The sequence below is a fragment of the Pseudomonas sp. BMW13 genome (assembly GCF_013357275.1).
GTDB classification, from domain to species: domain Bacteria; phylum Pseudomonadota; class Gammaproteobacteria; order Pseudomonadales; family Pseudomonadaceae; genus Aquipseudomonas; species Aquipseudomonas khazarica.
The window spans coordinates 55,524-81,397 of sequence record NZ_SUKD01000002.1 but is presented as its reverse complement, the minus strand read 5'-3'; the positions used below and the strand labels follow the sequence as shown (position 1 = coordinate 81,397).

The 25,874-nt window shown below is 67.2% G+C and carries 24 protein-coding genes; 19 read left to right on the top strand and 5 right to left on the bottom strand.

The annotated features are described in order from the left end of the window. Nucleotides 1-75 precede the first annotated feature (75 nt). The 5 genes from E4487_RS01460 (at nt 76) to E4487_RS01440 (ending at nt 6,172) form a co-directional block, all read left to right on the top strand. Entirely contained in the window at nt 76-1,449 is a 1,374-nt protein-coding gene (locus E4487_RS01460; protein WP_134675769.1) for a solute carrier family 23 protein, read from the top strand. A gap of 60 nt (nt 1,450-1,509) precedes the next feature. Continuing rightward, entirely contained in the window at nt 1,510-3,282 is a 1,773-nt protein-coding gene (locus E4487_RS01455) for an acyl-CoA dehydrogenase C-terminal domain-containing protein (protein ID WP_175252565.1), read from the top strand. 82 nt (nt 3,283-3,364) lie between these two features. After that, nucleotides 3,365-4,543, top strand: coding sequence for an acetyl-CoA C-acetyltransferase (locus E4487_RS01450; protein WP_037051512.1), 1,179 nt, complete (start codon nt 3,365-3,367; stop codon nt 4,541-4,543). 116 nt (nt 4,544-4,659) lie between these two features. Next, nucleotides 4,660-5,529: an MBL fold metallo-hydrolase gene (locus tag E4487_RS01445; protein WP_175252564.1), complete on the top strand. Its 870-nt coding sequence runs from the start codon at nt 4,660-4,662 to the stop codon at nt 5,527-5,529. A 163-nt stretch (nt 5,530-5,692) separates the two neighbouring features. Beyond that, a complete protein-coding gene (locus tag E4487_RS01440) occupies nt 5,693-6,172 on the top strand; it encodes a YbaK/EbsC family protein (RefSeq protein WP_175252563.1) in 480 nt (159 codons plus the stop codon). Nucleotides 6,173-6,178: 6 nt separating this feature from the next. Here the strand turns inward: E4487_RS01440 and E4487_RS01435 are convergent, their stop codons facing one another. The 3 genes from E4487_RS01435 to mpl all read right to left on the bottom strand — a co-directional run bounded on the left by E4487_RS01435 (nt 6,179) and on the right by mpl (nt 8,526). Beyond that, nucleotides 6,179-6,427, bottom strand: coding sequence for a YceK/YidQ family lipoprotein (locus E4487_RS01435; RefSeq protein ID WP_052178375.1), 249 nt, complete (start codon nt 6,425-6,427; stop codon nt 6,179-6,181). A 37-nt stretch (nt 6,428-6,464) separates the two neighbouring features. After that, entirely contained in the window at nt 6,465-7,094 is a 630-nt protein-coding gene (gene ubiX, locus E4487_RS01430) for a flavin prenyltransferase UbiX (RefSeq protein ID WP_175252562.1), read from the bottom strand. A gap of 79 nt (nt 7,095-7,173) precedes the next feature. Next, nucleotides 7,174-8,526, bottom strand: coding sequence for a UDP-N-acetylmuramate:L-alanyl-gamma-D-glutamyl-meso-diaminopimelate ligase (gene mpl / locus E4487_RS01425; protein WP_150606665.1), 1,353 nt, complete (start codon nt 8,524-8,526; stop codon nt 7,174-7,176). A gap of 244 nt (nt 8,527-8,770) precedes the next feature. Between mpl and E4487_RS01420 the strand changes: the two genes are divergently transcribed. The 4 genes from E4487_RS01420 to E4487_RS01405 all read left to right on the top strand — a co-directional run bounded on the left by E4487_RS01420 (nt 8,771) and on the right by E4487_RS01405 (nt 12,268). Further along, on the top strand, nt 8,771-10,144 hold the full coding sequence (locus tag E4487_RS01420; RefSeq protein ID WP_175252561.1) for a C4-dicarboxylate transporter DctA: 1,374 nt from the start codon (nt 8,771-8,773) through the stop codon (nt 10,142-10,144). Between the two features lie 47 nt (nt 10,145-10,191). Then, entirely contained in the window at nt 10,192-10,890 is a 699-nt protein-coding gene (locus tag E4487_RS01415; protein WP_037051497.1) for a FadR/GntR family transcriptional regulator, read from the top strand. Between the two features lie 85 nt (nt 10,891-10,975). Then, nucleotides 10,976-11,677: a GntR family transcriptional regulator gene (locus tag E4487_RS01410; RefSeq protein WP_244229814.1), complete on the top strand. Its 702-nt coding sequence runs from the start codon at nt 10,976-10,978 to the stop codon at nt 11,675-11,677. Between the two features lie 135 nt (nt 11,678-11,812). After that, complete coding sequence (locus E4487_RS01405) at nt 11,813-12,268, top strand: GNAT family N-acetyltransferase (RefSeq protein ID WP_047591094.1); 456 nt, start codon at nt 11,813-11,815, stop codon at nt 12,266-12,268. A 3-nt stretch (nt 12,269-12,271) separates the two neighbouring features. Here E4487_RS01405 and E4487_RS01400 read toward each other — a convergent pair whose 3' ends face one another. Further along, nucleotides 12,272-13,855 carry a protein kinase gene (locus E4487_RS01400; RefSeq protein ID WP_175252560.1) on the bottom strand — a complete coding sequence of 528 codons (1,584 nt, stop codon included), beginning with the start codon at nt 13,853-13,855 and terminating at the stop codon, nt 12,272-12,274. Nucleotides 13,856-13,969: 114 nt separating this feature from the next. On the opposite strand from E4487_RS01400, the gene E4487_RS01395 reads away from it, so the two are divergent. From E4487_RS01395 to E4487_RS01355, 9 genes are all read left to right on the top strand, one after another. After that, a complete protein-coding gene (locus E4487_RS01395; RefSeq protein WP_134675779.1) occupies nt 13,970-14,797 on the top strand; it encodes a zinc-dependent peptidase in 828 nt (275 codons plus the stop codon). A gap of 77 nt (nt 14,798-14,874) precedes the next feature. Next, complete coding sequence (ppa, locus tag E4487_RS01390) at nt 14,875-15,402, top strand: inorganic diphosphatase (protein WP_013717208.1); 528 nt, start codon at nt 14,875-14,877, stop codon at nt 15,400-15,402. Nucleotides 15,403-15,556: 154 nt separating this feature from the next. Next, nucleotides 15,557-17,188, top strand: a complete 1,632-nt coding sequence (locus E4487_RS01385) for a methyl-accepting chemotaxis protein (RefSeq protein WP_175252559.1) — start codon at nt 15,557-15,559, stop codon at nt 17,186-17,188. Between the two features lie 2 nt (nt 17,189-17,190). Beyond that, the gene (locus E4487_RS01380) at nt 17,191-17,685 is read left to right on the top strand and encodes a chemotaxis protein CheW (protein WP_134675781.1); all 495 of its coding nucleotides are present in this window, start codon (nt 17,191-17,193) and stop codon (nt 17,683-17,685) included. A gap of 4 nt (nt 17,686-17,689) precedes the next feature. Next, nucleotides 17,690-18,937 carry a protein-glutamate O-methyltransferase CheR gene (locus tag E4487_RS01375; RefSeq protein ID WP_175252558.1) on the top strand — a complete coding sequence of 416 codons (1,248 nt, stop codon included), beginning with the start codon at nt 17,690-17,692 and terminating at the stop codon, nt 18,935-18,937. Beyond that, nucleotides 18,930-19,610: a chemotaxis protein CheW gene (locus E4487_RS01370; RefSeq protein ID WP_150606675.1), complete on the top strand. Its 681-nt coding sequence runs from the start codon at nt 18,930-18,932 to the stop codon at nt 19,608-19,610. Before E4487_RS01375 ends, E4487_RS01370 begins: the two co-directional genes overlap by 8 nt. Then, the gene (locus E4487_RS01365; protein WP_175252557.1) at nt 19,607-21,874 is read left to right on the top strand and encodes a hybrid sensor histidine kinase/response regulator; all 2,268 of its coding nucleotides are present in this window, start codon (nt 19,607-19,609) and stop codon (nt 21,872-21,874) included. Before E4487_RS01370 ends, E4487_RS01365 begins: the two co-directional genes overlap by 4 nt. Then, nucleotides 21,871-22,875 carry a chemotaxis response regulator protein-glutamate methylesterase gene (locus E4487_RS01360; RefSeq protein WP_175252556.1) on the top strand — a complete coding sequence of 335 codons (1,005 nt, stop codon included), beginning with the start codon at nt 21,871-21,873 and terminating at the stop codon, nt 22,873-22,875. Before E4487_RS01365 ends, E4487_RS01360 begins: the two co-directional genes overlap by 4 nt. Before the next feature lie 62 nt (nt 22,876-22,937). Beyond that, a complete protein-coding gene (locus E4487_RS01355; protein ID WP_134675786.1) occupies nt 22,938-23,966 on the top strand; it encodes a PleD family two-component system response regulator in 1,029 nt (342 codons plus the stop codon). A gap of 4 nt (nt 23,967-23,970) precedes the next feature. Here E4487_RS01355 and E4487_RS01350 read toward each other — a convergent pair whose 3' ends face one another. Then, on the bottom strand, nt 23,971-24,846 hold the full coding sequence (locus E4487_RS01350; RefSeq protein ID WP_150606679.1) for a DMT family transporter: 876 nt from the start codon (nt 24,844-24,846) through the stop codon (nt 23,971-23,973). 188 nt (nt 24,847-25,034) lie between these two features. On the opposite strand from E4487_RS01350, the gene E4487_RS01345 reads away from it, so the two are divergent. Continuing rightward, complete coding sequence (locus tag E4487_RS01345) at nt 25,035-25,805, top strand: sulfite exporter TauE/SafE family protein (RefSeq protein ID WP_037055832.1); 771 nt, start codon at nt 25,035-25,037, stop codon at nt 25,803-25,805. Nucleotides 25,806-25,874 lie beyond the last annotated feature (69 nt).

Below are 25,874 nucleotides of genomic sequence, written 5' to 3'. Positions count from 1 at the left end.
AGCGCCTCCCACAGACCGCAGCCTACCGTTTTCACAACAACAAGAACTGGCCCTGGCGGCCGACGGAGAACCCTCATGCAAATCTTCAAGCGCCGTGACGGCGACGAGCAACCGCACTGGCCTGTCGGCCCGTTCAAGGTGCGCCTGCCTTTCGTCCACTACCGCTGGGAAACCGCCGAAATGCTGCAGGCGCTGATCATGTTCGTGGTCAGCCTGGCGATGATCCCGCTGCTGGAAAAGTACCTCGGCCTGCCCTACGACGTGGCGCTGGCCTACGTGGTGGTATGCGGCATCGGCTTCATGCTGCCGGCACTGCTCGGCGTGCCCTTCGTGCCCGGCTGGATCACCCCCGGCATCCCCGTGGTGCTGCTGTTTCTCGGCAACTACGAACCTGGCCCGGAGGCCATCCGGGCGCTGTTCGCCCTGCAGTTCCTGGTGTTCGTGATCTTCCTCTTCCTCGGCGTCACGCGCCTGGGCAGCACACTGGTGCGGCTGATCCCCAACTCGATGAAGGGCGGCATCATCATCGGCGCCGGCATCGCCGCCCTGATGGGCGAGATCAGTGCCGGCGGACGCCTGGCCAATACGCCGATCTCGCTGGTGCTCGGCAGCCTGATCTGCCTGTACCTGATGTTCTCGGTGTCGTTCAAGGGCCTGACCGAGCGCCTGCCGCTGGCGCGCAAGGTGGTCAACTACGGCATGGTGCCCGGGATGCTGATCGCCATTTTCATCGGCATCGCCGTGGGCGAGTACAAGATGCCGGACGTCAGGTGGGGCATCACCGCGCCGGCCTTCGGCGAAATGTGGAACTACCTGCCGTTCAGCGTCGGCTTCCCCGGCCTGGACGTGTTCATGCTGGCCGTTCCCACCGCAGTGATCGCCTACGTGATCGCCTTCGGCGACATCATCGTCGGCCAGTCGCTGATGCAACGCGCCGATGAACTGCGCACCGATGAAGTGATCGAAAACAACGTCGACCGCGTGCACCTGGTGACCGCCATCCGCAACGCCCTGCACGCCTTCTTCGCGCCCTACCCTGGCCTCGCCGGGCCGTTGTGGACGGCCGTGGCGGCGACCATGGCCGAGCGCTACAAGTACGGACGCAAGGCGATGGACTCGATCTACAGCGGCGCCGGCACCTTCTGGATCACCGGCTTCGCCGCGCTGTTCATGCTGCCGCTGGTCAGCTTCTTCCAGCCGGTGCTGCCGATCGCCCTGTCGCTGACGCTGATCCTCACCGGCTACATCTGCCTGATGGTCGGTTTCGAGCAGCTGAACAACAACACCGAACGCGGTATCGCCGGCACCATGGGTGTGGTGCTCGCCGTCTACGGCGCGGGCTGGGGCCTGGCCGCAGGCGCTGCGCTGTACATTCTGGTCGAGCGCACCCATCTGCTTAAATTCACCAGCGTCAAGGATAAGCCGAGCGAGACGGCCGAAGCCGACTGACGCTTTTTCGTTCCACACGCGCCGCGCTCGTCGCGGCGCCCCTGCTGTCGAGGTTGCACCATGCCCGAATTCAACGCCCCGCTGCGCGACATGCGCTTCGTCCTTCATGACGTGTTCCAGGCGCCGAGCCTGTGGGCGCGCCTGCCGGCCCTGGCGGAAACCGTCGACGCCGACACCGCCGACGCCATCCTCGAAGAGGCGGCCAAGGTCACCGGCACCCTGATCGCCCCGCTCAACCGCAGCGGCGACGAGGAAGGCGCGCAGTGGCAAGCGGGCGAGGTACGCACCCCGGCAGGCTTTCGCGAAGCCTATGCCACCTACACCGAGGGCGGCTGGGTCGGCCTCTCCGGCAACCCCGAGTACGGCGGCATGGGCATGCCCAAGATGCTCGCCGTGGCCTTCGAGGAAATGCTCTACGCCGCCGGCTCCAGCTTCGCCCTGTACTCGGCGCTGAGCTCCGGCGCCTGCCTGGCCATCGACGCCCACGCCAGCGAGGAACTGAAGAGCACCTACCTGCCGCCGATGTACGAAGGCCGCTGGGCCGGCTCCATGTGCCTGACCGAGGCCCATGCCGGTACCGACCTGGGCATCATCCGCACCCGCGCCGAACCCCAGGCCGATGGCAGCTACAAGGTCACCGGCAGCAAGATCTTCATCACCGGCGGCGAGCAGGACCTGACCGAGAACATCATCCATCTGGTGCTGGCCAAGCTGCCGGACGCGCCCGCGGGCCCGAAAGGCATCTCGCTGCTGCTGGTGCCCAAGGTGCTGGTCAACGCCGACGGCAGCCTGGGCGCGCGCAATGCGGTGAGCTGCGGCTCCATCGAGCACAAGATGGGTATCAAGGCCTCGGCCACCTGCGTGATGAACTTCGACGGCGCCACCGGCTACCTGATCGGCGAGGTCAACAAGGGCCTGGCGGCGATGTTCACCATGATGAACTACGAACGCCTGTCCATCGGTATCCAGGGCATCGGCTGCGCCGAGGCCTCCTACCAGTCGGCGGTCGGCTATGCCCGCGAGCGCATCCAGAGCCGCGCCGCCACCGGCCCGGTCAATCAGGACAAGGTCGCTGATCCGATCATCGTGCATGCCGACGTGCGCCGCATGCTGCTGACCATGAAGGCGCTCAACGAAGGCGGCCGCGCCTTTGCCTGTTACGTCGGCCAGCAGCTGGACCTGGCCAAGTACGCCGAGGATGCCGGCGAGCGGCAGAACGCCGAAGCCCTGGTCGCGCTGCTCACACCGGTGGCCAAGGCCTTCTTCACCGACACCGGCCTGGAAAGCTGCGTGCATGGCCAGCAGGTGTTCGGCGGCCACGGTTACATCCGCGAGTGGGGCCAGGAACAGCTGGTGCGCGACGTGCGCATCGCGCAGATCTACGAAGGCACCAACGGCATCCAGGCCCTCGATCTGCTCGGGCGCAAGGTGGTGGCCAACGGCGGCGCCGCACTGCGCCTGTTCGCCAGTGAAGTGCGTGCTTTCGCCCACGCCAACGCGTCGTCCCATGGCGAGCGCCTGGTCGAAGCACTGGAGCGCCTGGAGGCGGTCAGTGGCTGGGTGCTGGAGCAGGCCAAGGCCGACCCCAACTCGGTGGGCGCCGCCTCGGTGGAGTATCTGCACCTGTTCGGCTACGTCGCCTACGCCTACATGTGGGCGCGCATGGCCGCCGTGGCGCAGCGCAAGCAGGCCGAGGACGAAGCCTTCTGCAGCGCCAAGCTGGCCACTGCCGAGTTCTTCTTCAGCCGCCTGCTGCCGCGCACCCTGAGTCTGGAAGCGAGCATTCGCGCCGGCAGCCAGCCGCTGTACGGCCTGGCCGCCGAGCAATTCTGAAGGTTGAGCGTGTTGCGCGGCCTTGCGCCGCGCTTTTTTATTCAGCAGCGGAGGCAGCACAGGCCTCCGCCGAGGACCCCTTATGCGTGAAGTCGTGATAGTCGCCGCCTGCCGTACCGCCATCGGCAGTTTCCAGGGGGCGCTTAGCCGCATCCCGGCCCCGGAGCTGGGTGCGATGGTGATCCGCGAGCTGCTGGCCCGCAGCGGCGTGGACGAGGCCCAGGTGGACGAGGTCATCCTGGGCCAGGTGCTCACTGCCGGCAGCGGGCAGAACCCCGCGCGGCAGAGCGCCCTGCTCGCCGGTCTGCCACACACGGTGCCGGCCATGACCCTGAACAAGGTCTGCGGCTCCGGCCTCAAGGCGGTGATCCTCGGTGCCCAGGCCATTCGCGGTGGCGACGCCGAGATCATCGTCGCTGGCGGCCAGGAGAACATGAGCCTGGCCCCCTACGTCATGCCCGGCGCCCGCACGGGCCTGCGCATGGGGCATGCGCAACTGCTCGACACGATGATCCAGGATGGCCTGTGGGACGCGTTCAACGACTATCACATGGGCATCACCGCCGAGAATCTGGCCGAGCAGTACGGCATCAGCCGCGCCGAACAGGACGCCTTCGCCCTGCGCTCGCAGCAACGCGCGCAGGCGGCCATCCAGGCCGGGCGCTTCAGCGCCGAGATCGTCCCGGTCGCCGTACCCCGCCGTGGTGCCGAAGCACTGATCGTCGAGCGTGACGAGCAGCCACGCGCCGACGCCAGCCTGGAGGGGCTGGGTAAATTGCGGGCGGCCTTCAAGAGCGACGGCACGGTGACCGCCGGCAATGCCTCGACCCTCAACGACGGCGCCGCTGCGGTACTGCTGATGAGTGCCGAGAAGGCCGCCGAACTGCGCCTGCCGGTGCTGGCGCGCATCGCCGCCCACGCCAGCGCCGGGGTCGACCCGGCCGTGATGGGCATCGGCCCGGTGTTCGCCAGCTGCAAGGCGCTGGAGCGCGCCGGCTGGAGCCTGGAACAGCTCGACCTGATCGAGGCCAACGAAGCCTTCGCCGCCCAGGCCATCGCCGTGGGCCGCGAACTGCACTGGGACAGCGCCAAGGTCAACGTCAACGGCGGCGCCATCGCCCTCGGCCACCCCATCGGCGCCTCGGGTTGCCGTATCCTGGTCAGCCTGGTCCACGAGATGCAGCGCCGCGAGGCACGCCGTGGCCTGGCCACCCTGTGCATCGGCGGCGGCCAGGGCGTGGCCCTGGCTCTCGAACGCTAGAACAAAGGAGGCGGTGGCGGTAAAAAGCGCCATCCACCCTGCGCCTGCATCGCTCGCAGGGTGGCTCAGGCTGCACCGCCCCACCCTGCAATCCCGGACAAGAACAAGAGAATCCCATGCGAACCCTGACGACCCTGACCGGCAACAGCCAGAAACTCGACGGTGGAGCCATGTTCGGCAACGCCCCCAAGGCCCTCTGGCAACGCTGGATGCCCGCCGACGAACTGAATCGCATCGACCTCGGCTGCCGCGCCCTGCTGGTGCAGGAAGAGGAGCGCAACATCCTGGTGGAAACCGGCATCGGCGCCTTCTTCAGCCCGGTGCTGAAACAGCGCTTCGGCGTGCAGGAAGATCGCCACGTGCTGCTCGACAGCCTGGCCGCGCTGGGCCTGAGCGACGCCGACATCGATATCGTGGTGCTCACCCACCTGCACTTCGACCACGCCGGCGGCCTCCTCGCCGCCTGGCAGGACGACCAGCCGCCGCGCCTGCTGTTCCCTCATGCACAGTTCGTCACCGGCCGCCAGCAATGGCAGCGTGCGCGCCAGCCCCATGCGCGTGATCGTGCGTCGTACATCCCGGAGCTGCTGGACCTGCTCGAAGCCAGTGGCCGCCTGCAACTGATCGACGCAGGCGCGACCCACTGCGACCTGCTCGGCGCCGACTGGCGCCTGCACTGGAGCGATGGCCACACCCCGGGCCAGCTGCTGCCGGAGGTGGCCATGCCGGGTGGGCCGGTGGTGTTCCCCGGCGACCTGATTCCCGGCGCGCCCTGGGTTCACCTGCCGATCACCATGGGCTACGACCGCTTTCCCGAAGGCCTGATCGAAGAGAAGGAAGCCCTGCTCGCCGACCTGTTCGGCCGTGGCGGCCGGCTGGTGTTCACCCATGACCCGGACACCGCCATGGGCCGGGTAAGCCGCGATGAAAAAGGCCGTTATGGTCTCGATGAGGCGGTAAAAACGGCGCATCTGCTGGCAAATTGACGCCACCGGGCCTTGACGTAGCGGTCATGCAGCGCGAGCATGGCCGCTTGTTTTTCAGCCGTGGTCGCAACCACACCGGCGCCCCAGGGAGGGGTTCGCGCCTGGTCAGCGGAAGACTGGCCGTGGTGCCGTGTCCACCTCGACAGCCCTGGGGAACCGCTTCATGAGCCTGGCCTCTGTACGCGCCTTCTTCGCCGCCAAGGCGCCCGACATTTCGATCATCGAGCTGCAGTCCAGTACCGCCACCGTGGCGCTGGCCGCCGAAGCCCATGGTGTATCGCCGGGACAGATCGCCAAGACCCTGGCCTTCCGCATCGCCGAACGCGACCTGCTGATCGTCGCCAGTGGCGATGCGCGTATCGACAACCGCAAGATGAAGGAGTGCTTCGGCGCCAAGGCCAAGATGCTCGACGCACAGACCGTGATCGAGCTGACCAGCCATCCGGTCGGCGGCGTCTGCCCGTTCGGCCTGGCCACGCCACTGAGCGTCTATTGCGACCGCTCGCTGCTGGCCTTCGATGAAGTGCTGCCGGCGGCCGGCGCTACCCACAGCGCGGTGCGCATCGCACCGCGGCGCATGGCCGAGCTGGTCGATGCCGAATGGGTCGATGTCTGCCAGGCGGTGGAAACCGAAGCCTGCTGAACGAAGCTAGAGGCCGCCGCTGACACCCAGGCTCACGCCCAGCGCAGCGGCCAGGGAGAACGGCAGCAGCAGGGTGTCGAGCAGCGCACTGCCCGGCAGATCCAGCCCCGGATAGCGTGGCGCCTCGGTGCCGAAGCGTTCCAGCGGGCAACAGCCTCCGTTCAGCGCATACCAGTCCAACCGCGTCCCCGCGTACACCACCGGCGCGTCGGCCTTGGCCGCATCCAGCGTACGCAGCGTGGCGCAGCCTTGCATGGCCAGGATCAGCAGCGCCAGGGCGGCGAGGCGCACGTCAGTCGTCCGAGACCATGTGATGTTCGCCCCAGCGCGGCAGCATGTCCTGGGGAATGCCCAGGCAGTTGAGGATGCGCGCGACGACGAAGTCCACCAGGTCATCCAGCGTCTGCGGCTGGTGATAGAAGCCCGGCGAGGCCGGCAGGATGGTCACCCCCAGGTTCGACAGCTTGAGCATGTTCTCCAGGTGGATGCTCGAATAGGGCGCCTCGCGCGGCACCAGGACCAACTGGCGGCGCTCCTTCAGCGCCACGTCGGCGGCGCGTTCGATCAGGTTGTTGCAGGCACCGCTGGCAATCGCCGACAGGGTCCCGGTGCTGCACGGCACCACCACCATGGCGGTCGGCGCCCCCGAACCGGATGCCGCCGGCGCCATCCAGTCCTCCTTGCCGTAGACCCGCACCTGCCCCGGCGCAGCACCGGTGTACTCGGTGAGGAACTGCGCCATGGCCTGCGGCTTGCTCGGCAGCGCGACGTCGGTTTCGGTCGCCATCACCAGTTGCGCAGCCTTGGAGATCAGGAAGTGCACTTCACGATCTTCCTGCACCAGGCAGTCAAGCAGGCGCAGGCCGTACTGCGCGCCCGAAGCGCCGGTCATGGCCAGAGTAATGCGTTCAGGACCGCTCATGGATGCTCCACTGGGCGGGTGTGCCCCGCCGGTTCATCTGGGTGGCGGGCTGCCCCGCCCTGTCACCGGGTTATGCGTCTCAGGCCAGGGCCTGCGCCAGCTTGCCGTGCAGGCCGCCAAAACCGCCATTGCTCATGATCACCACCTGGGTGCCCGGTCGCGCCAGCGCCTTCACCCCATCGATGATCGCCTCCAGCGAATCGCACACACGGGTCGGGTTGCTCGCCCCGGCGACGGTGGCGGCCAGGTCCCAGCCGAGGTTCGCCGGCGCATACCAGAACACCGCGTCGGCCTGCACCGCCGATTCGGCCAGGCCATCACGGTGCGCGCCGAGCTTCATGGAATTGGAACGAGGCTCGATCACCGCGATCACCTGCGTGTCGTCACCCACGCGCTTGCGCAGACCATCCAGGGTGGTGGCGATGGCCGTCGGGTGATGGGCGAAATCGTCGAACACGGTGATGCCGTTCACCTCGGCGACCTTTTCCATGCGCCGCTTGGCGTTGACGAAGCGGCCCAGCGCCTCGATGCCGAGGGCCGGCACCACGCCGACATGGCGCGCCGCAGCCAGGACGGCCAGGGCATTGGCGACATTGTGCTGGCCGGTCAGGTTCCACTCCACGGTGCCTTCGACCTTGCCCTCGAAGCTCACCTCGAAGCGCGAACCATCGGCAGCGAGCAGCCGCGCCTGCCACTGGCCGCCGTCGCCGGTGGTCTGCACGGGCGTCCAGCAGCCCATCTCGATCACCCGCGCCAGCGCCGTTTCACTGGCCGGATGAATCACCAGCCCCTCACCCGGCACGGTACGCACCAGATGATGGAACTGCCGCTCGATGGCCGCCAGATCCGGGAAGATATCCGCGTGGTCGAACTCCAGGTTGTTGAGGATCGCCGTGCGCGGACGGTAATGCACGAACTTGCTGCGCTTGTCGAAGAAGGCACTGTCGTACTCGTCGGCCTCGACCACGAAGAACGGCGTCCCGCCCAGGCGCGCGGAGATGCCGAAGTTCTGCGGCACGCCACCGATCAGGAAGCCCGGGCTCATGCCGGCATGCTCCAGTACCCAGGCCAGCATGCTCGAACTGCTGGTCTTGCCGTGGGTGCCCGCCACCGCCAGCACCCAGCGCCCCTGCAGCACGTGGTCAGCCAGCCACTGCGGGCCGGAGACGTAAGGCAGGCCCTGGTTCAGCACGTACTCGACGGCGGGGTTGCCCCGGCTCATGGCGTTGCCCACCACCACCAGATCGGGTGCCGGCTGCAGGTGCGCCGGATCATAACCCTGCAGCAACTCGATGCCCTGGGCTTCGAGCTGGGTGCTCATGGGCGGATAGACATTGGCGTCGGAGCCGGTGACGCGGTGGCCAAGTTCCTTGGCCAGGACGGCCAGCGACCCCATGAAGGTGCCGCAGATGCCGAGAACGTGGATATGCATGGATGACCTCAAGAACGGGCCGCTTCAGCCCGGAAAGCTTGCCGCAGGTTAGCACAGCGCCCAGGCCAACCCCATGCCCGACGCAGCAGCCGTTTGACCCGCGCGCGCGGAAAAGATCACGGCACCTCGCAGAATTCTGCGCACGGCACGCAGGACAAACGGCGCTTGCCAACCGGCAAGTCTTGGCAGTAGGCTCAACTGGTCTGACCGGTAATACCACAATAATGAATAGCGCTCGCCACCCATGCCGCCAGAGGCACCGCGAGCGCGCCGAACGGAGACCCCCGCCATGCTACTCAAGCTCTGCTCCCGCTCGATATTTCTGCAAGTCATCATCGGCCTGATTCTCGGCATCCTCGCCGGCGTTGCGCTGCCGGAGCTGTCGGCGCAACTCAAGCCACTCGGCGATGGCTTCATCAAACTGATCAAGATGCTCATCGCGCTGATCGTCTTCTGCGTCGTGGTCAACGGCATTTCCGGTGCGGGCGACCTGAAGAAGGTCGGCCGTATCGGCCTGAAATCGGTGATCTACTTCGAGGTACTGACCACGGTCGCCCTGGTCATCGGCCTGAGCGTCGCCTACGGCCTGGGTCTTGGCTCGGGCGCCAACATCGACCTGGCCAGCCTGTCCGGCAACGAGGCAGCGGCCCTCAGCTCGGGAACCCACCTGCACGGCCCGGTGGAGTTCATCCTCGGCCTGATTCCCACCTCGGTATTCAGTGCCTTCGCCGAAAACAACATCCTCCAGGTGCTGCTGTTCGCCGTGCTGTTCGGCAGCGCCCTGAACCTGGTGGGCGAGCAGGCGGCCGGGGTGTCGAAACTGATCGGCGAGGTCAGCCACGTGATCTTCCGCATCATGGGCATGATCGTGCGCCTGGCCCCCATCGGGGTGTTCGGCGCGGTGGCCTTCACCACCAGCCGCTACGGCCTGGAGTCCCTGAGCCACCTGGGCGCCCTGGTCGCCGTCTTCTACCTCACCTGCATCCTCTTCGTGGTGCTGGTGCTCGGTAGCGTCCTGCGTGTCTGCGGCCTGCCGCTGCTGCCGTTTCTGCGTTACTTCCGTGAAGAACTGGTGATCGTCTTCGGCACCGCCTCCTCCGATGCCGTGCTGCCTCAGGTGATGCGCAAGCTGGAACGCATGGGCATTCGCAGCTCCACCGTCGGCCTGGTGATCCCCACGGGCTACTCCTTCAACCTGGACGGTTTCTCGATCTATCTCACGCTGGCCGTGGTGTTCATCGCCCATGCCACGGGTACCGCGCTCTCGGCAGGTGATCTGCTGACCATTCTGCTGGTGTCGCTGGTCACCTCCAAGGGCGCCCATGGCATTCCCGGCTCGGCCCTGGTGATCCTCGCAGCCACCCTGACGGCCGTTCCCGCCATCCCCGCAGCCGGGCTGGTGCTGGTACTCTCGGTCGACTGGTTCATGGGCATCGGCCGGGCGTTGACCAACCTCACCGGCAACTGCGTCGCGACCGTCGCCATCGCCCGCTGGGAGAGCGACATGGACCTCACTCGGGCCCAGCACTGCATCGCCGAGCATGCACAAGCGCGCAACGCCGAGCCCTCCGGCAGCCCACAGACGCCACTGGCTCGCCCCGGCAAGACAGACGCCTGAGAGATGACGGCGGCCCACAGAAGATTTCAACCATAGGGGAAGGCTCAATGTTCGCCTCATCCAAACGAGTCGATTCGATCGTGCAGAAGCTCCTTGAGCCCATAGAGCGCGGACAATGGGCCGTGGGCCAGATGCTGCCAGGACAACGAGAGCTGGCCGAGCAACTCCAGATCAGCCGCCCCAGCCTGCGTGAAGCCATCACCGTGCTGGAAACGCTGGGCGTCCTGCGCTCCCTGCCGGGCAAGGGCGTGCAGGTGCTGGACAGCTCGCCGCAGCGACGCGACGGCGCGGCCCGGCAAGCGATTCCGCGCTCGGCCACCCTGGAGAACGTGCTGCAGCTGCGCTATGCCTTGGAGCCATTCATCGCCGGTCTGGTGGCGCAGTCGATCGACGACAGCGCGCTGAGCCAGCTGCGCCTGCTCGTTCTGGACATGCGCGAAGCGGTGGAGGAACGCAATCCGCAGGCGCTGGGCACGGCCTACTCGGCCTTCCATCGCAAGCTGGTGGCAATCACCTCCAATCCGATCTTCCTCAGCGTGTCCCAGCAGACCGCTGGCGCACTGGAGCAAAGCGACGGCCCGACCCTGCGCGAGCCTGAACACGCCGAGCAGGTTCTCGAAGAGCACGAAACCATCCTGCGCGCCATTCGCCGCCGTGACAGCGAACTGGCCAGCCGCGCCATGCGCCAGCACATCCTCAACGAAGGCAGCCGTCTCGACCTGCAGCTGCAACTGCCAGAAACCTGAACGCGGCTCGTGCCCTCGGAGATCCTCAGCGATGCGAGTCATCACCCCCGGCCCAACGCCCGCGCAGCAGCAGCCTCCACAAGGCATGAGCAGACCGCCGGAACAGACGCTCTACGAGGCACTGCAGGGCGCCATACTGCAACGCCGCCTGGCACCGGCGGCAGCGCTGGACAAGGCGACGCTCGGCCAATTGTTCGGCCTGAGCAGCAACGCCGTGCAGCGAGCGCTGCAACGTCTGGCGCAGGATGGCGCCGTGGAACTGCCAGCCAACCAACCTGCACGGGTGACGCGCCCCTGCGCAAAACGCGCCGGCAAGTTGCTGCAGGCCCGCCTGTCACTCGAGATGCAGATCCTCAGGTTGCTCCCTGCCCGCCTGGAACAGGCTGAACTCGAAAGCCTCTGCGGGCAGGTACAACGCCAGCGTGACTGCCTGCAACGACGCGACCACGCGGGCCTGATCGAAGCCGTGAACGGCGTGCACCTTCAGCTGGCAACGCTGGCGGACAACCCCTGGCTCCGGGATTTTCTCGCCAGGCTCCTGCGCCAGACCGCCCTGCATGTCGCGCTCAGCCGCACCCAGCCCTACGACGCAAGTGCCTGCGATGAGCAGCAGCGACTGATCGAGCGGCTGGCCGAAGGTGACAACGCCGGTGCTGAAACCCTGATGGAGCATCACCTGCGCAACCTGTTCGCCCGCCTGCGTTTCATCCCGCCGCCCACTACCGACCTGCACGCCGCCTTTGCCGGCAGGTTGGCAAGCAGGACCACGGCACGAATCCGACGCTAGGTGCGCAGCCGAACAGAATCAAACGCTTGCTTGGATTGCGCTTTCAACTGGCTTTGAGGCAGCATCGTTCGGGCGACTGGCACAACAGCTGCATCGTCACGCCTGCCCCATCACAGACAGAAGCCGAGGCCCACCATGCGCATCGTCCAAGCCACCCTGGAGCACCTGGACCTGTTGAACCCGCTGTTCGTCAAATACCGCGAGTTCTATAACGAACTACCGTACCCGGAGTCCTCGCGCAAGTTTCTCGAAAAACGCCTGCGCCGCAAGGAGTCGGTGATCTACCTCGCCCTGGCCGATGACGAAGACAAGCTGCTCGGCTTCTGCCAGCTGTACCCCAGCTACTCCTCGCTGTCGCTCAAACGCGTGTGGATCCTCAACGACATCTATGTCGCCGAAGACGCTCGCCGCCAGCTGGTAGCCGACCGCCTGCTGCATACCGCCAAGCAGATGGCCAAGGACACCCACGCGGTGCGCATGCGCGTGGCCACCAGCCGTGACAATGAAGTCGCGCAGAAGGTCTACGAGTCCATCGGCTTCGTCGAAGACGAGCAGTTCAAGAACTACGTGCTGCCGATCAACAGCGACTGAGCCTCACCCGCCCAGGCTCAGCAGCAGGCCCAGCAACAGCGGCAGCACGAGCGCAGCCAGGGTCAGCAGCCGCGCAGGCTGCAGCGAAGGCCGCTGCAAGGCCCGGCTGCGGCGCTGCTGCAACGGCTGTTGCAAGGCCAGTTGAAACTCCGACAGCGCCTCGAAGCGCGCCTGCGGCTGCGGGGCCAGTGCCCGCGCCAGCACGCCATCCCAGCCCTGGGGGGCGCGCACGGCGAAGTTGGCCAGGGGCACGTAGCAATGTCCGGGACCGACATCCGCTCGCGCTGCCTCGGGCCATTGCCCACACAACAGCCAGTACGCCAGCGCCGCCAGCGCGAACTGGTCGGCGCGGCCATCCAGGGCACGCCCGCTGCGCAGTTCCGGCGCCAGCGGCAGCGCATGCTCGGGCAACGGCTGACGCGCCACAGTGGGCAGAATCGCTGCGGCGCCGGGCAGCAACAGCACCCGGCCGTCATCGCCCAGCAGGATCTGCCTCGGGTTGAGCCACAGCCCCTGCATGCCCCGGCGCTGCAACGAGCGCACGGCGCCGATCAGTTGCGCCAGCACGCTCAGCAGCGTTTGCGCATCGGGCGCCCCCTGAGCGGCCACCCAGTCGACCAGATTGCGCATGCCACGGGGCGGCGCGGCCAACACCAGGTAGGCCCGCGTGCGGGCACGCAGCGACGACAGCACCTGCGGCAACGCCTGGTGCGTGCTGCGCCGCAACGCCCACTCACGCTGCCAGAACGCCTCGTCGGCGGCCTCTTCGGCAAACCACAGCAGCGCGTCTCTTCCCGCCTCGTCACGGGCGAGGAACATCCGCCCGGCAGGCCCATAGGCGCAGTCGCGGCGCAGCGTCCAACCGTCGATCCGCTGACCGCACGCCACCTCGGCCAATGCCGGGCAGCTCGCCACGGGTGCCAGCGCCGGCCACTCGTCGCCCGCGCCGGCACGCAGCAGCACCGCCGCGCCGGGGGCCTGCAGCAGGGGCTGGAGCAGCTCGCCCGGGGACGCGTCGAGCTGACCGCACAATGCCTGCAGGTCGCTGACGTCGAGCAACGGCTGCGGCGCCAGCAACACCCGCTCGTCACGCTGCAGCAGCAGACTGTGCTGCACCAGGGCCAGCTCCGCCTGCCCGCCGAGGGCCTGACCGTCACGCCCGACCAGGGTGCTCGGCGCGCCGCAGCGAACCCGCGTCAGGCCGACGCTGCCCGCCTGCAGAAACTGCAGTTCCTCGCCCTGGATCAACAGCATGCCGGCATGCAGCTCGGCCACGCCCTGCCCGCTCTGGCGCCGGCGGAACAGCTGCAGGTTCAACGCCGCCAGCACCTGGCGCGCGGCCTGGGTCTCGCTCCAGCTTTGCGGGGTGCAGCGGAAATCGGCGAACAAGGCATCGAGGTGGCGCTCCAGGTACTGCACCACATCGGGGCAGTGGCGCGCCCAAAGGAGCATCACCAGCAGCAGCGGCGGGCGCTGCTGCCGGCCCGCCAGCCACATGGCCCGCGTGCGCGCAGCCTGCTGCGGCAAGTCCAGTCCCGCGCCGGACGCCAGACTGACGCCGGGATGTTCGAGCAGTTGCAACGCCATGCCCCGCCCTCCTGTAGCAGCGATGTCACTGCCAGCGTTGCAGCCTTTGTGCCGACTTGTGGCAAAGGCCGCCCGCACTTATGGTGAACGGGTCTTTTCCATGAGCCTGTCTGCATGTGGTCCTTCAAGGCCTGGCGCCGCCGCCGCACCCTCGAACACAACCCCGTCGATCCCGCCCAGTGGGCCGAGGTGCGCAGGCACCTGCCCATTCTCGACGGCCTCGATGAAGAGGAAGAGCAACTGCTGCGCGAACGCGCCGTACTGTTCCTGCACGACAAGCACCTGACCACGCTGTCCGGCCTCGCGCTCGGTCCGGTCGAGCGCCTGCTGCTGGCCGTGCAGGCGCAGCTGCCGTTGCTGCACCTGGGCGAACTGGAGTGGTACCGCGGCTTTCACGAAATCGTGCTGTACCCGGATGATTTCCTCAGCCCGCAGCGCCATCGCGACGCCAGCGGCATCGAGCACGAGTGGGATGACGCCCGCAGCGGCGAGGCCTGGCAACAGGGTCCGGTGATCCTGGCCTGGCCCGGCGTTGTGGCCAGCGGCGGCTGGGAGGGCTACAACCTGGTCATCCACGAGCTGGCGCACAAGCTGGACATGCTCGATGGCACCGCCAACGGCCTGCCGCCCCTGCACCGGGACATGCGCGTGCTCGATTGGGCCAATGCCATGCAGACGGCCTATGAACGGATGAATGCCGAACTGGATGCCGACCCCGAGGCCCACACGGCCATCGACCCCTATGCCGCCGAAGACCCGGCGGAGTTCTTCGCCGTGACCAGCGAATACTTCTTCACCGCCCCGGACCTGCTGGCAGCGGCCTTTCCCGAGGTCTACCGGCAGCTGTCACTGTTCTACCGCCAGGACACCCTGGCCAGGCTGCAGCGCCTGCAGGCGGAACACCCCGACTACAGGGAGGTCGAAAACGCGACCAATGGCTGAGTAGGCCAACGTAGTAACGCCATGCGAATACGCCTATAATGCGCCCCACTTTTTTGGCCCTCCCTGGGAGTTCCCCCATGAGCTACAGCAAGATCCCGGCTGGCAAAGACCTGCCGAACGACATCTACGTCGCCATCGAGATCCCGGCCAATCACGCGCCGATCAAATACGAAATCGACCACGACACCGATTGCCTGATGGTCGACCGTTTCATGGCCACCCCGATGTTCTACCCGGCCAACTACGGTTTCATCCCGCACACCCTGGCTGACGACGGCGACCCCCTCGACGTGCTGGTCGTGACCCCCTACCCGGTCGCTCCGGGTTCGGTGATCCGCGCGCGTCCGGTCGGCGTACTGCACATGAGCGACGAAGCCGGCGGCGACGCCAAGCTGGTTGCCGTACCGCACGACAAACTGACCGTTCTGTACAAGGACGTTCAGGAATACACCGACCTGCCCGCGCTGCTGATCGAACAGATCAAGCACTTCTTCGAGAACTACAAGGATCTCGAGAAGGGCAAGTGGGTCAAGGTAGAAGGCTGGGGCGGCGCTGAAGAAGCCCGCGGCCTGATCAACAAGGCAGTCGCGGCTTATCAAAAATAAGCCCTGACCACCTCCGAAAAGCCGGCCACAAGCCGGCTTTTTTATTGCCTTTCGCTTCAGGCCGACGGTACAAATTCGCTACTTTCAGGCAAAACGGCCATGCGCCGGTATGCTGTAATCGATCACCACACCTGACCCGCCAGGCCCAAGGGACATGATGAACCTGACCGTACGCAATCGAATCATTGGCAGCTTCCTGCTGATCATCGCCATTCTGGCCCTGCTGGCAGGCGCCTCGTATCTGCGCCTGGCGCAGATCGAGAAAGGCACGCAGAGCATGCTCGATGACTCCGTTCCGGGTGCCTACTACATCAACAAGACGCAGAACGAGTGGGCGCGGCACATGCTGGAAACCCGCCGCACCCTGGTCGACCTGGTAACGCGCTCGGACTCGATGGTAATGACCGCCCACCAGGAGGAGTTCGCCAGAATCGAAAGCAGCCTGGTGGAACTGCTCAAGCAGTACCAGCAGACGGTGCGCATGGCCAGCGACCGCGCCCTCATCGAACGCTTCGAGCAGCAGGCCCAGCAGTACCTGCGCCAGCATGCGCAGCTGCGGGAAATGCTGCAGCAGGCCACGCCACAGGAGGCCAGCCAGTTCAGCATCCAGAATGTCTTCCCGGCCTGGGACCAGGCGCAGCAGGTGCTCGACGAGCTGGTCGAGAACAATCGCGTGCAGTCGGACCACGCCGCGCGCTCGATCCGCGATGAAGTGCTCGGCCTGAAGATCGACCTGCTGCTGGCCGTGCTGCTGGCGATCATCGCCTCGGCAGTCTGTGGCTGGCTGCTGGTGCGCGCCATCACCCGCCCGGTCGACCTGATCGTCAACGGCCTGAAGGCGCTGGAAAGCGGCGACCTGTCGATGAAGCTGGAGCTGCATCGACGCGACGAGTTCAACGCCATCGAGCTGGGTTTCAACAGCATGGTGGGCGAGCTGAAGACCCTGGTCGGCAGCGCCCAGCGCTCGGCGGTGCAGATGACCACCTCGGTCACCGAGATCGCCGCCACCTCGCGTCAGCAGCAGGCAACCGCCACCGAGACCGCCGCCACCACCACCGAGATCGGCGCCACCTCACGCGAGATCGCCGCCACCTCACGCGACCTGGTGCGGACCATGGGCGAGGTGTCCGACAACGCGGAGCAGACCTCGATCCTCGCCGGCACCGGCCAGCTGGGCCTGGCCCGCATGGAGGAAATCATGCACCAGGTGATGGGCGCGGCCGACGTGGTCAACGGCAAGCTGTCGATCCTCAACGAGAAGGCCGGCAACATCACCCAGGTGGTCACCACCATCGTCAAGGTGGCCGACCAGACCAACCTGCTCTCGCTGAATGCCGCCATCGAAGCGGAGAAGGCCGGCGAGTACGGCAAGGGCTTCGCCGTGGTGGCCATCGAGGTGCGCCGCCTGGCGGACCAGACGGCAGTGGCCACCTACGATATCGAGCAGATGGTGCGCGAGATCCAGTCCGCCGTCTCGGCCGGGGTCATGGGCATGGACAAGTTCTCCGAGGAAGTGCGCCGTGGCATCGGCGAGATGACCCAGATGGGTGATCAGCTCAGCCAGATCATCCAGCAGGTCCAGGCCCTGGCACCGCGCATCCAGATGGTCAACGAAGGCATGCAGGCGCAGTCCACCGGGGCCGAGCAGATCAACCAGGCGCTGGTGCAGCTCAGCGAGGCCAGCAGCCAGACCGTCGACTCGCTGCGCCAGGCCGGTGCCGCCATCGACGAGCTCAACCAGGTGGCCAACAACCTGCGTGTTGGCGTCAGTCGCTTCAAGGTCTGAACATGCCGGTTTCCAGCAAGGCCCAGGCCGGCGAACTGCACCTGCAGTTCCAGCTCGGCGACGACCGCTATGCCCTCCCGGCGCAGGAGGTGGTCGAAGTGCTGCCGCTGCGGCGCCTGAAGCAGGTGCCCGAGGCGCCGGCCTGGGTAGCCGGGGTGTTCGAGCATCGCGGCCGGGTCACCCCGGTGATCGACCTCAGTCGCCGGGTGCTGGGCCGCCCCGCCCTGCCCCGCAGCAGCACACGCGTGGTGCTGGTGCGCTTCGATCCGCAGCTGGGTGAGCGCTCCCCGGTGCTCGGGCTGATACTGGAGCAGGCCACCGATACCCTGCGCCTGCCGGCCGAGGCCTTCAAGGCCAGCGGCCTGGAAGCCAGCCAGCCCGGTTACCTGGGCCCGCTGCAACGCGACGCCCGCGGCATGATCCAGCGCATCGAAGTCGGCGGCCTGCTCGACGACGAGATGCGCGCCCTGCTGTTCCAGCAGCCGGCACAGGGCTGAGGCCATGATCGAGCATATCGAACGCCTGCTGAAGAGCCGCATCGGCCTGGACGCCGAATCGGTGGGGCGCAGCGTGATCGAACGTGCCGTGCGCCAGCGCATGAATCAGCTCGGCCAGGACGACCTGGAAGGCTACTGGACCACGCTCGGCGGCTCGCCGCGCGAGCAGCAGGCCCTGGTCGAGGCGGTGGTGGTGCCGGAGACCTGGTTCTTCCGCTATCCGGAGTCGTTCAACGCACTCGCCAGCCTGGCCCTGGAGCGCCACGCGCAACTGCACGGCGCACGTCCGCTGCGCCTGATCAGCCTGCCCTGTTCCAGCGGCGAAGAGCCCTGCTCGATCGCCATGACGCTGCTCGACAGCGGCCTCATGCCCCAGCAATTCCAGATCGACGCCCTGGACGTCAGTGACAAGGTGCTGGAGCAGGCCCGCGCCGGCCTCTACGGGCGCAATTCATTCCGCGGCGACGCCCTGGACTTTCGCCAGCGCTACTTCCGCGAGCAGCCGGGTGGCGGTTTCCTCCTCGATGAGCGGGTGCGCAACTGCATCAGGCTGCGCACCGGCAACCTGCTCGACAGCAACCTGTTCGCGGGCGAGCCGGCCTATGACTTCATCTTCTGCCGCAACCTGCTGATCTATTTCGACCGTCCCACCCAGGTGCGCGTGCTGGAGCTGCTCAAGCGCCAGCTGCAGGGCGACGGCATGCTGTTCATCGGCCCTGCCGAAGCCAGCCTGGCCAGCCAGAACGGCCTGCAGGCGCTGGGGCGGCAACAGACCTTCGCCTTCCGCCTGGCCCCGGCCAAACCCGCCAGGAGCGTGCCCGGCCGGGGCACCGTCAGCCGCGCGCGCCCGCTCCCGACGCCGCCGATCCGCCCGCAGCCGCCGGCCAGGCCCCGCGCCACGCCCAAGGCCGTGGTCACCGCCGCGCCCCAGGTCGCTGCCGTAGACATCTGGGCCGAGGTCGCCAGCCTGGCCAATGCCGGGCGCACCGACGAAGCGCGCCTGCGCAGCGAGCAGCACCTGCAACAGAGCGGCCCCAGCGCCACCGCCTATTACTGGCTGGGCCTGCTGAGCGACTCGGCAGGCCGCAGCGACCAGGCATGCGCCTACTACCGCAAGGCGATCTATCTCGAACCGCAGCACCGCGAAGCCCTGACGCACCTGGCCGCGCACCTGGAATCCCAGGGTGATCTGGCCGGCGCACAGCGCCTGTACCGACGCGCCCAGAACCCCGAGGTAGGCGAACGTGACTGACCACGACCTGCTCCAGAGCCAACCCGCCGTCGACGACTGCTGGAACCGTATCGGCGTGTTTGGCGACAAGCGCTGCGAGCGCCTGGAGCGCCACATCCACTGCCGCAACTGCGAGGTCTACGGGGCCGCCGCCATCGCCCTGCTCGACCGCTACGGCAGCAGCCTGGAGCGCGACGCTGACGACTATGGCCAGGGCGAGGCGCAGGAACCCGTTGGCGAGCAACGCTCACTGCTGATCTTCCGCCTCGGCGAACAATGGCTGGCCATCGCCACCCGCTGCCTGGCCGAGGTGATGCCGGTGTCGCCGATCCACAGCCTGCCGCACCGCAAGAGCGCCGGCCTGCTGGGCGTGACCAACGTGCGCGGCACGCTGGTTGCCTGCCTGTCGCTGAGCGAGCTGCTCGATCTCGAAACGGACGACAGCCGACAGAACGGCCAGCGCGTCATCCCGCGCATGCTGATCCTGGAAAGCGGCAGCGGCCCGCTGGTCGTGCCGGTCGACGAAGTCAGCGGCATCCAGAAGATCCCGCTGGCACGCATCAGCAATGCCAAGCAGGATGACAAGCGAACCATCAGCCGCTTCACTGCCGGCGTCCTGCAATGGCGGGGACAGAGCATCACCCTGCTGAACGACGAGCAGTTGCTGCAGAACATGATCGGGAGCCTCGCGTGACACCGGACCAGATGAGGGATGCATCGCTGCTCGACCTGTTCCGGCTGGAGGCCGAGGCGCAGAAGCAGGTACTCGATACCGGCCTGCTGATTCTCGAACGCGACCCGAGCAACGCCGGCCAGCTGGAAGCCTGCATGCGTGCCGCGCACTCGCTCAAGGGCGCCGCGCGCATCGTCGGCCTGGATCATGGCGTGCAGGTCGCGCATGCGATGGAGGACCTGCTGGTCGCCGCCCAGGAAGGCCTGCTGCGTTTGCTACCGGAGCATATCGACGCCCTGCTGCAGGGGTCCGACCTGCTCCTGCGTATCGGCCAGGCGCAGCAGGATGCCGACCTGGAGGCGCGCGTCGAGACCGTCACCAGCCGCTTGCAGGTGCTGCTTGGCAACGCCGTGCCGACGCTGCGCCTGCCGGCCACCAGCCCCGAGGCGCAGGAAACGCCTGCCGAGGCGAGCGACGCCGCCGAGCCCGCCAGCGCACCGGCCAGCGCCACGCTCGAACCCGCCGTCCCGGAGGAGCGCACCAGCCGCGTGCTGCGGGTCTCGGCCGAGCGCTTCGACCACCTCATCGACCTCTCCGGCAAGTCGCTGGTGGAGTTCCAGCGCACCAAGCCGCTGAGCGAGTCGCTGCACCGCCTCAAGCGCCAACAGGAGTCGGCCCGGCGCACCCTGGAAACCCTGCGCGAGCACCTGCTGGGCAGTGACCTGGACGCCACCGCCCAGGCGCTGTTCAACGAGAGCCGCAACCTGCTGATCGAGTGCCAGCAACAGTTGCAGGGCCACCAGGAACTGTTCGACGACTTCGTCTGGCACGGCGGCCAGCGTACCCAGCAGCTGTACGACCTGGCGCTGGCGTCGCGCATGCGCCCCTTCTCCGACGTGCTGACCGGACAGACGCGCATGCTGCGTGACCTGGGCCGCACGCTGGGCAAACAGATCCGCCTGGAGATCGAGGGCGAGAACACCCAGGTCGACCGCGACGTGCTGGAGCGCCTGGAGGCGCCACTGACCCACTTGCTGCGCAACGCCGTCGACCATGGCATCGAGCCGCCTGCCTTGCGCTCGCGCAAAGGCAAGCCGGCAGAGGGCGTGGTGCAGCTGCGCGCACGTCACCATGCCGGCATGCTGGTACTGGAGGTCAGCGATGACGGCGCCGGCATCGACCTGCAGCGCGTCGCCGAGGCCGTGGTCAAGCGGCGCTTCGCCTCCGCCGAGCAGGTCGAGCAGATGACCGAGGAAGAGTTGCTGGCCTTCCTCTTCCTGCCTGGGTTCAGCATGAGCCAGCAGGTCACCGAAGTGTCCGGTCGCGGTGTCGGCCTCGACGTGGTGCAGCACGAGATTCGCCGCATGCGTGGCAACGTGCGCCTGCTGCAGCAGCCGGACCAGGGCTGCCTGTTCCACCTCGAGCTGCCACTGACGCTGTCGGTGGTGCGCGCCCTGGTGGTGACCATCGGCGGCGAGGCCTACGCCTTCCCGCTGGCCCAGATCGAACGCATGCTGCGCCTGCCGCGCAGCGCCATCGTCCAGCTCGAGGGCCGCCAGCACTTCTGGCTGGAGGACGAGCACGTCGGCCTGATCTCGGCGGCGCAGCTGCTGCAGCGCCAGGAGAAACAGGACGATGACGACAGCATTCCCATCGTCCTGATTCGCGATCGCGAGCAGTACCACGGCCTGGCGGTGGAAGCCTTCCTCGGTGAATTCACCCTGGTGCTGATGCCGCTGGATGCGCGCCTGGGCAAGGTGCGTGACGTGGCCGCCGGTGCGCTGCTGCACGACGGCACGCCGGTGCTGATCCTCGATGTCGATGACCTGCTCAACTCCGTGGGCAAGCTGCTCGGCACCGGCCACCTGGACCGCGTCGACCATGCCAGCAACGCCCGCCAGACGGTGAGCAAGCGCGTGCTGGTGGTGGACGATTCGCTGACCGTGCGCGAACTGGAGCGCAAGCTGCTGCTCAGTCGCGGCTACCAGGTCTCGGTGGCGGTCGACGGCATGGACGGCTGGAACGCGTTGCGCGCCGAGCACTTCGACCTGCTGATCACCGATATCGACATGCCACGTATGGACGGCATCGAGCTGGTCACCCAGGTCCGCCAGGACCCCCGCCTGCGCACCCTGCCGGTGATGGTGGTGTCCTACAAGGACCGCGAAGAGGATCGCCGCCGCGGCCTGGAAGCCGGCGCCGATTACTACCTGGCCAAGGCGAGCTTCCACGACGAAGCCCTGCTGGACGCCGTGCAGACCCTGATCGGCGGAGCCCGCGAATGAGGATTGCCATCGCCAACGACATGCCGCTGGCCGTCGAGGCCCTGCGCCGCGCCCTGGCTGCGGAACCGGAGTACGAGCTGATCTGGGTCGCCAGTGACGGCGAAGAAGCCGTGCGCCGCTGCCACGACGACCTGCCGGACCTGCTGCTGATGGACATGCTGATGCCGGGCATGGACGGCGTGGAGGCGACCCGGCGAATCATGCAGGACACGCCCTGCGCCATTCTCATCGTCACCTCCGATGTCGAGCGCAACATGGCGCGGGTGTTCGACGCCATGGGCGTCGGCGCGCTCGATGTGGTCGCCGCCCCGTCACTCGGCCCGCAACTGGTGCTCGACGCCGCCAGCGTCCGGCGCAAGATCCACAACATCGCCTGGATGATCGGGCACAAGGCCTCGCGCACGGTCAAGCCGAGCGTCGTGCGCAAGAGCGACAACCGTGGCAAGCGCCTGGTCGCCATCGGCGCCTCGGCGGGTGGGCCGGCGTCGCTGGTGGAGCTGCTGCAACAGATTCCCGCCGACTTCCCCGCCAGCATCGTGCTGGTCCAGCACGTAGACGAGGTGTTCGCCGCGGGCATGGCCCAGTGGCTCGCCAGCGAGGCGCACATGCCGGTCCGCCTGGCCCGGGAGGGCGAGGTCCTGCAACCGGGCGCCGTGCTGCTGGCCGGCACCAACAATCACCTGTACCTGGCCCCGGAAGGGCACCTGGTCTATCGACCGGAGCCGGTCGATCAGGTCTATCGGCCCTCTATCGATGTATTCTTCGAGAGCGTGGCCAACCACTGGCGCGGCGAGGCCATCGGCGTGCTGCTGACCGGCATGGGCCGTGACGGCGCCAGAGGCCTGAAGCAGATGCGCGAACGCGGCTTTCACACCATCGCCCAGGACCAGGCCAGCAGCGCCGTCTATGGCATGCCCAAGGCCGCCGTGGCACTCGACGCAGCAACGGAAGTGCTGCCCCTGAAACGGATCGCGGCACGCCTGGTCGAGTGCCTGGGCTGAGAATGCCAATTGGCGGCCAGAGTCGCCGCCCCCTTAACGAACACACCGGCGGAGACGCATTTATGCAAGGGCCTCAAGACAATCCGATTCACCATCATGGCCTGCCCGACTATTCGATGATGGTGCTGCTGGTCGATGACCAGGCCATGATCGGCGAGGCCGTGCGGCGTGCGTTGAGCGAAGAGAGCGATATCGACTTCCACTTCTGCTCCGACCCGCAGCAGGCCCTGAGCGTGGCTCAGCAGATCAGGCCGACGGTGATCCTGCAGGACCTGATCATGCCTGGCGTCGACGGCCTCGAACTGCTCTCCCAGTACCGCACCGCTGCGGGCCTGCGCGACGTGCCGATCATCGTCCTGTCGACCAAGGAAGACCCCAAGGTCAAGAGCGCCGCCTTCGCCGCCGGCGCCAACGATTACCTGGTCAAGTTGCCGGACGTCATCGAACTGCTGGCGCGCATTCGCTATCACTCGCGCTCCTACCTGACCCTGCTGCAACGCGACGAAGCCTACCGCGCCCTGCGCGAGAGCCAGCAGCAGCTGCTCGACACCAACCTGGTGCTGCAACGCCTGATCAAGTCCGATGGCCTCACCGCCCTGGCCAACCGCCGCTACTTCGACGAGTACCTGGAGATCGAGTGGAGCCGCGCGCAGCGCGACCAGAGCGAGCTGTCGCTGCTGATGATCGACGTCGACTACTTCAAGGCCTACAACGACCAGCACGGTCACGTGGCCGGCGACGAAGTGCTGCGCCAGGTCGGCGAGACCCTGCGCAGCAGTTGCACTCGCGCCAGCGACCTGGCCGCGCGCTACGGTGGTGAGGAATTCGCCGTGATCATGCCGGGCACCGCCATGGGTGGCGCCCGTCTGCAGGCGGAGAAGATCCGCCGTGCCGTCGAGGCCCTGGGCATCCCCCACGACCTGCCCAAGGCCGGCTCGTCGATCAGCGTCAGCATCGGCGTCGCCACCATCCGCCCCTCGGCGGAGCGCGCCCCGCTGAGCCTGGTGATCAAGGCGGACGAAGGCCTGTACCTGGCCAAGCACAGCGGTCGCAACCAGGTGGCGCAGGCGAGCGACACGACTGAGCGCTGAGGCCTCAGCGGCGGCGGGTCTGCCAGGCTGCCGCCAGGCCGCTCAGGCAGATGATCAGAATGCCGATCAGGGTGGTGCTGTCGGGCGTGTGACCGAACACCAGCATGCCCAGCAGGCCGGCAAAGATGATCTGCGCGTAGCCGAAAGGGGCCAGCAATGCAGGCGCCGCATGCCGGAAGGCATGGGTCAGCAGCAGGTGCGCCCCCATGCCGAAACCGCCCAGCGCCAGCATCATCAGCCCGTGGGTAAGACTAGGAACGTGCCAGAAGAACGGCACCAGCGCACTCATCACCAGGGTGTTGACCAGCCCGGCGAGAAAGTTGCTGGTGGTGGCGCTGTCCACTTCGCTCAGGCGCCGTGTCAGCAGCTGATAGAGGCTGAAACAGAAGGCAGCGCTGAACGGCAGCAGGACGGCGGGAGTGAACAGGTTGCCCCCCGGATGGACGATGACCAGCACGCCGACGAAGCCGACGCTGACCGCCAGCCACTGGCCCAGGCTGACGCGCTCACCGAGCAGCGGCACCGACAGCGCGGTGACCAGCAACGGCGCCAGGAAGATCACCGACGTCGCTTCCGCCAGGGGGATGAACATCAGCCCCGAGGTGAACAGCAGGCTGACGCCCAGCAGGCACAGCGCCCTGAGCACCTGCAGGCCGGGGCGCTTGGTGCGCAGCACGCGCAGCCCCGACTGCGGCAGGAAGATGCCCGCCATCAGCAGCGTATGCACCAGGTAGCGCGCCCAGACGATCAGAATGATCGGGTAGAACCCCGACAGGTACTTGGACATGGCGTCGTGGCTGGCGAACATGAACGTCGCCACGACCATGAGCGCGACCCCCTTGAAGGGGTGATTGGCGCCGGATAGCGGAAGGGAGGTCATTGGATACTCGACGCGCGGCGCGCCGCAAATGATTAGCAAGGCAACTAACTATAGGCCTGATGAAGGTCCCCGGCCAGCACCGTCGAGCACCTGTCCGCCCCGGCGCCACTTTGCGAGCGGACCTTGGTCGCACTTGGCTGACCGTACGGTCAGCCCTATGCTGCACTCTTTTTGTGCGAGCCTGCCCGATGTCCCTGTTCGATCTGCTGCTGTTGGCCCTCGCCGGTTTCGCCGCCGGCGGCATGAACGCCCTGGCGGGCGGTGGTACGTTCTTCTCCTTCCCCGCACTGCTCGCCGCCGGGCTGCCACCGGTGACCGCCAACGCGACCAACGCGGTGGCGCTGTGGCCCGCCAGCCTGGCCGGCGCCTGGGCCGCGCGTGCCTCGCTGCGCCCGCTGGGCCGCTACCTGCTGCCGTTGCTGGGTGCAGGCCTGGCCGGGGGCCTGCTCGGCGGCCTGTTGCTGCTGGCCGGCGGCGACGATGTATTCCGCGTGCTGATCCCCTGGCTGCTGCTGGCCGCCACCGCACTGTTCGCCGCCAGCCCCTGGCTGGGGCGCGCACTGGCGGCGCGGCGCAAGGAGGCCGAGCATCCGCCCCACACGCCGCTGTCGCTGGGGGCGCATATCGGCGTGTCGATCTATGGCGGCTACTTCGGCGCCGGCATGGGCATCCTGCAACTGGCGGCCTTCTCCATCGAGGGGCATCCGCTGGCCCGTGCCAATGCGCTGAAGAATCTGATTTCGGCCGTGATCTACAGCGTCGCCACCCTGACCTTCGTCATCGCCGGCCGCGTCAGCTGGTACGAGCTGGTCATCCTGCTCACCGGCGCCACCCTGGGTGGCTACGCAGGCGGCGCACTGGGCGAAAAACTGCCGCCCGCGCTGCTGCGCAGCTTCGTGATTCTGGTGGGCAGCGGCATGACCCTCTATTACTTCTGGAGCACCTACTTCTCCGCGTAATGAAGCGACTTCTTTGTAGGAGCGGCTTCAGCCTCGATGGCCGGTGGGTGCCTGGACAGCATCGCGGAC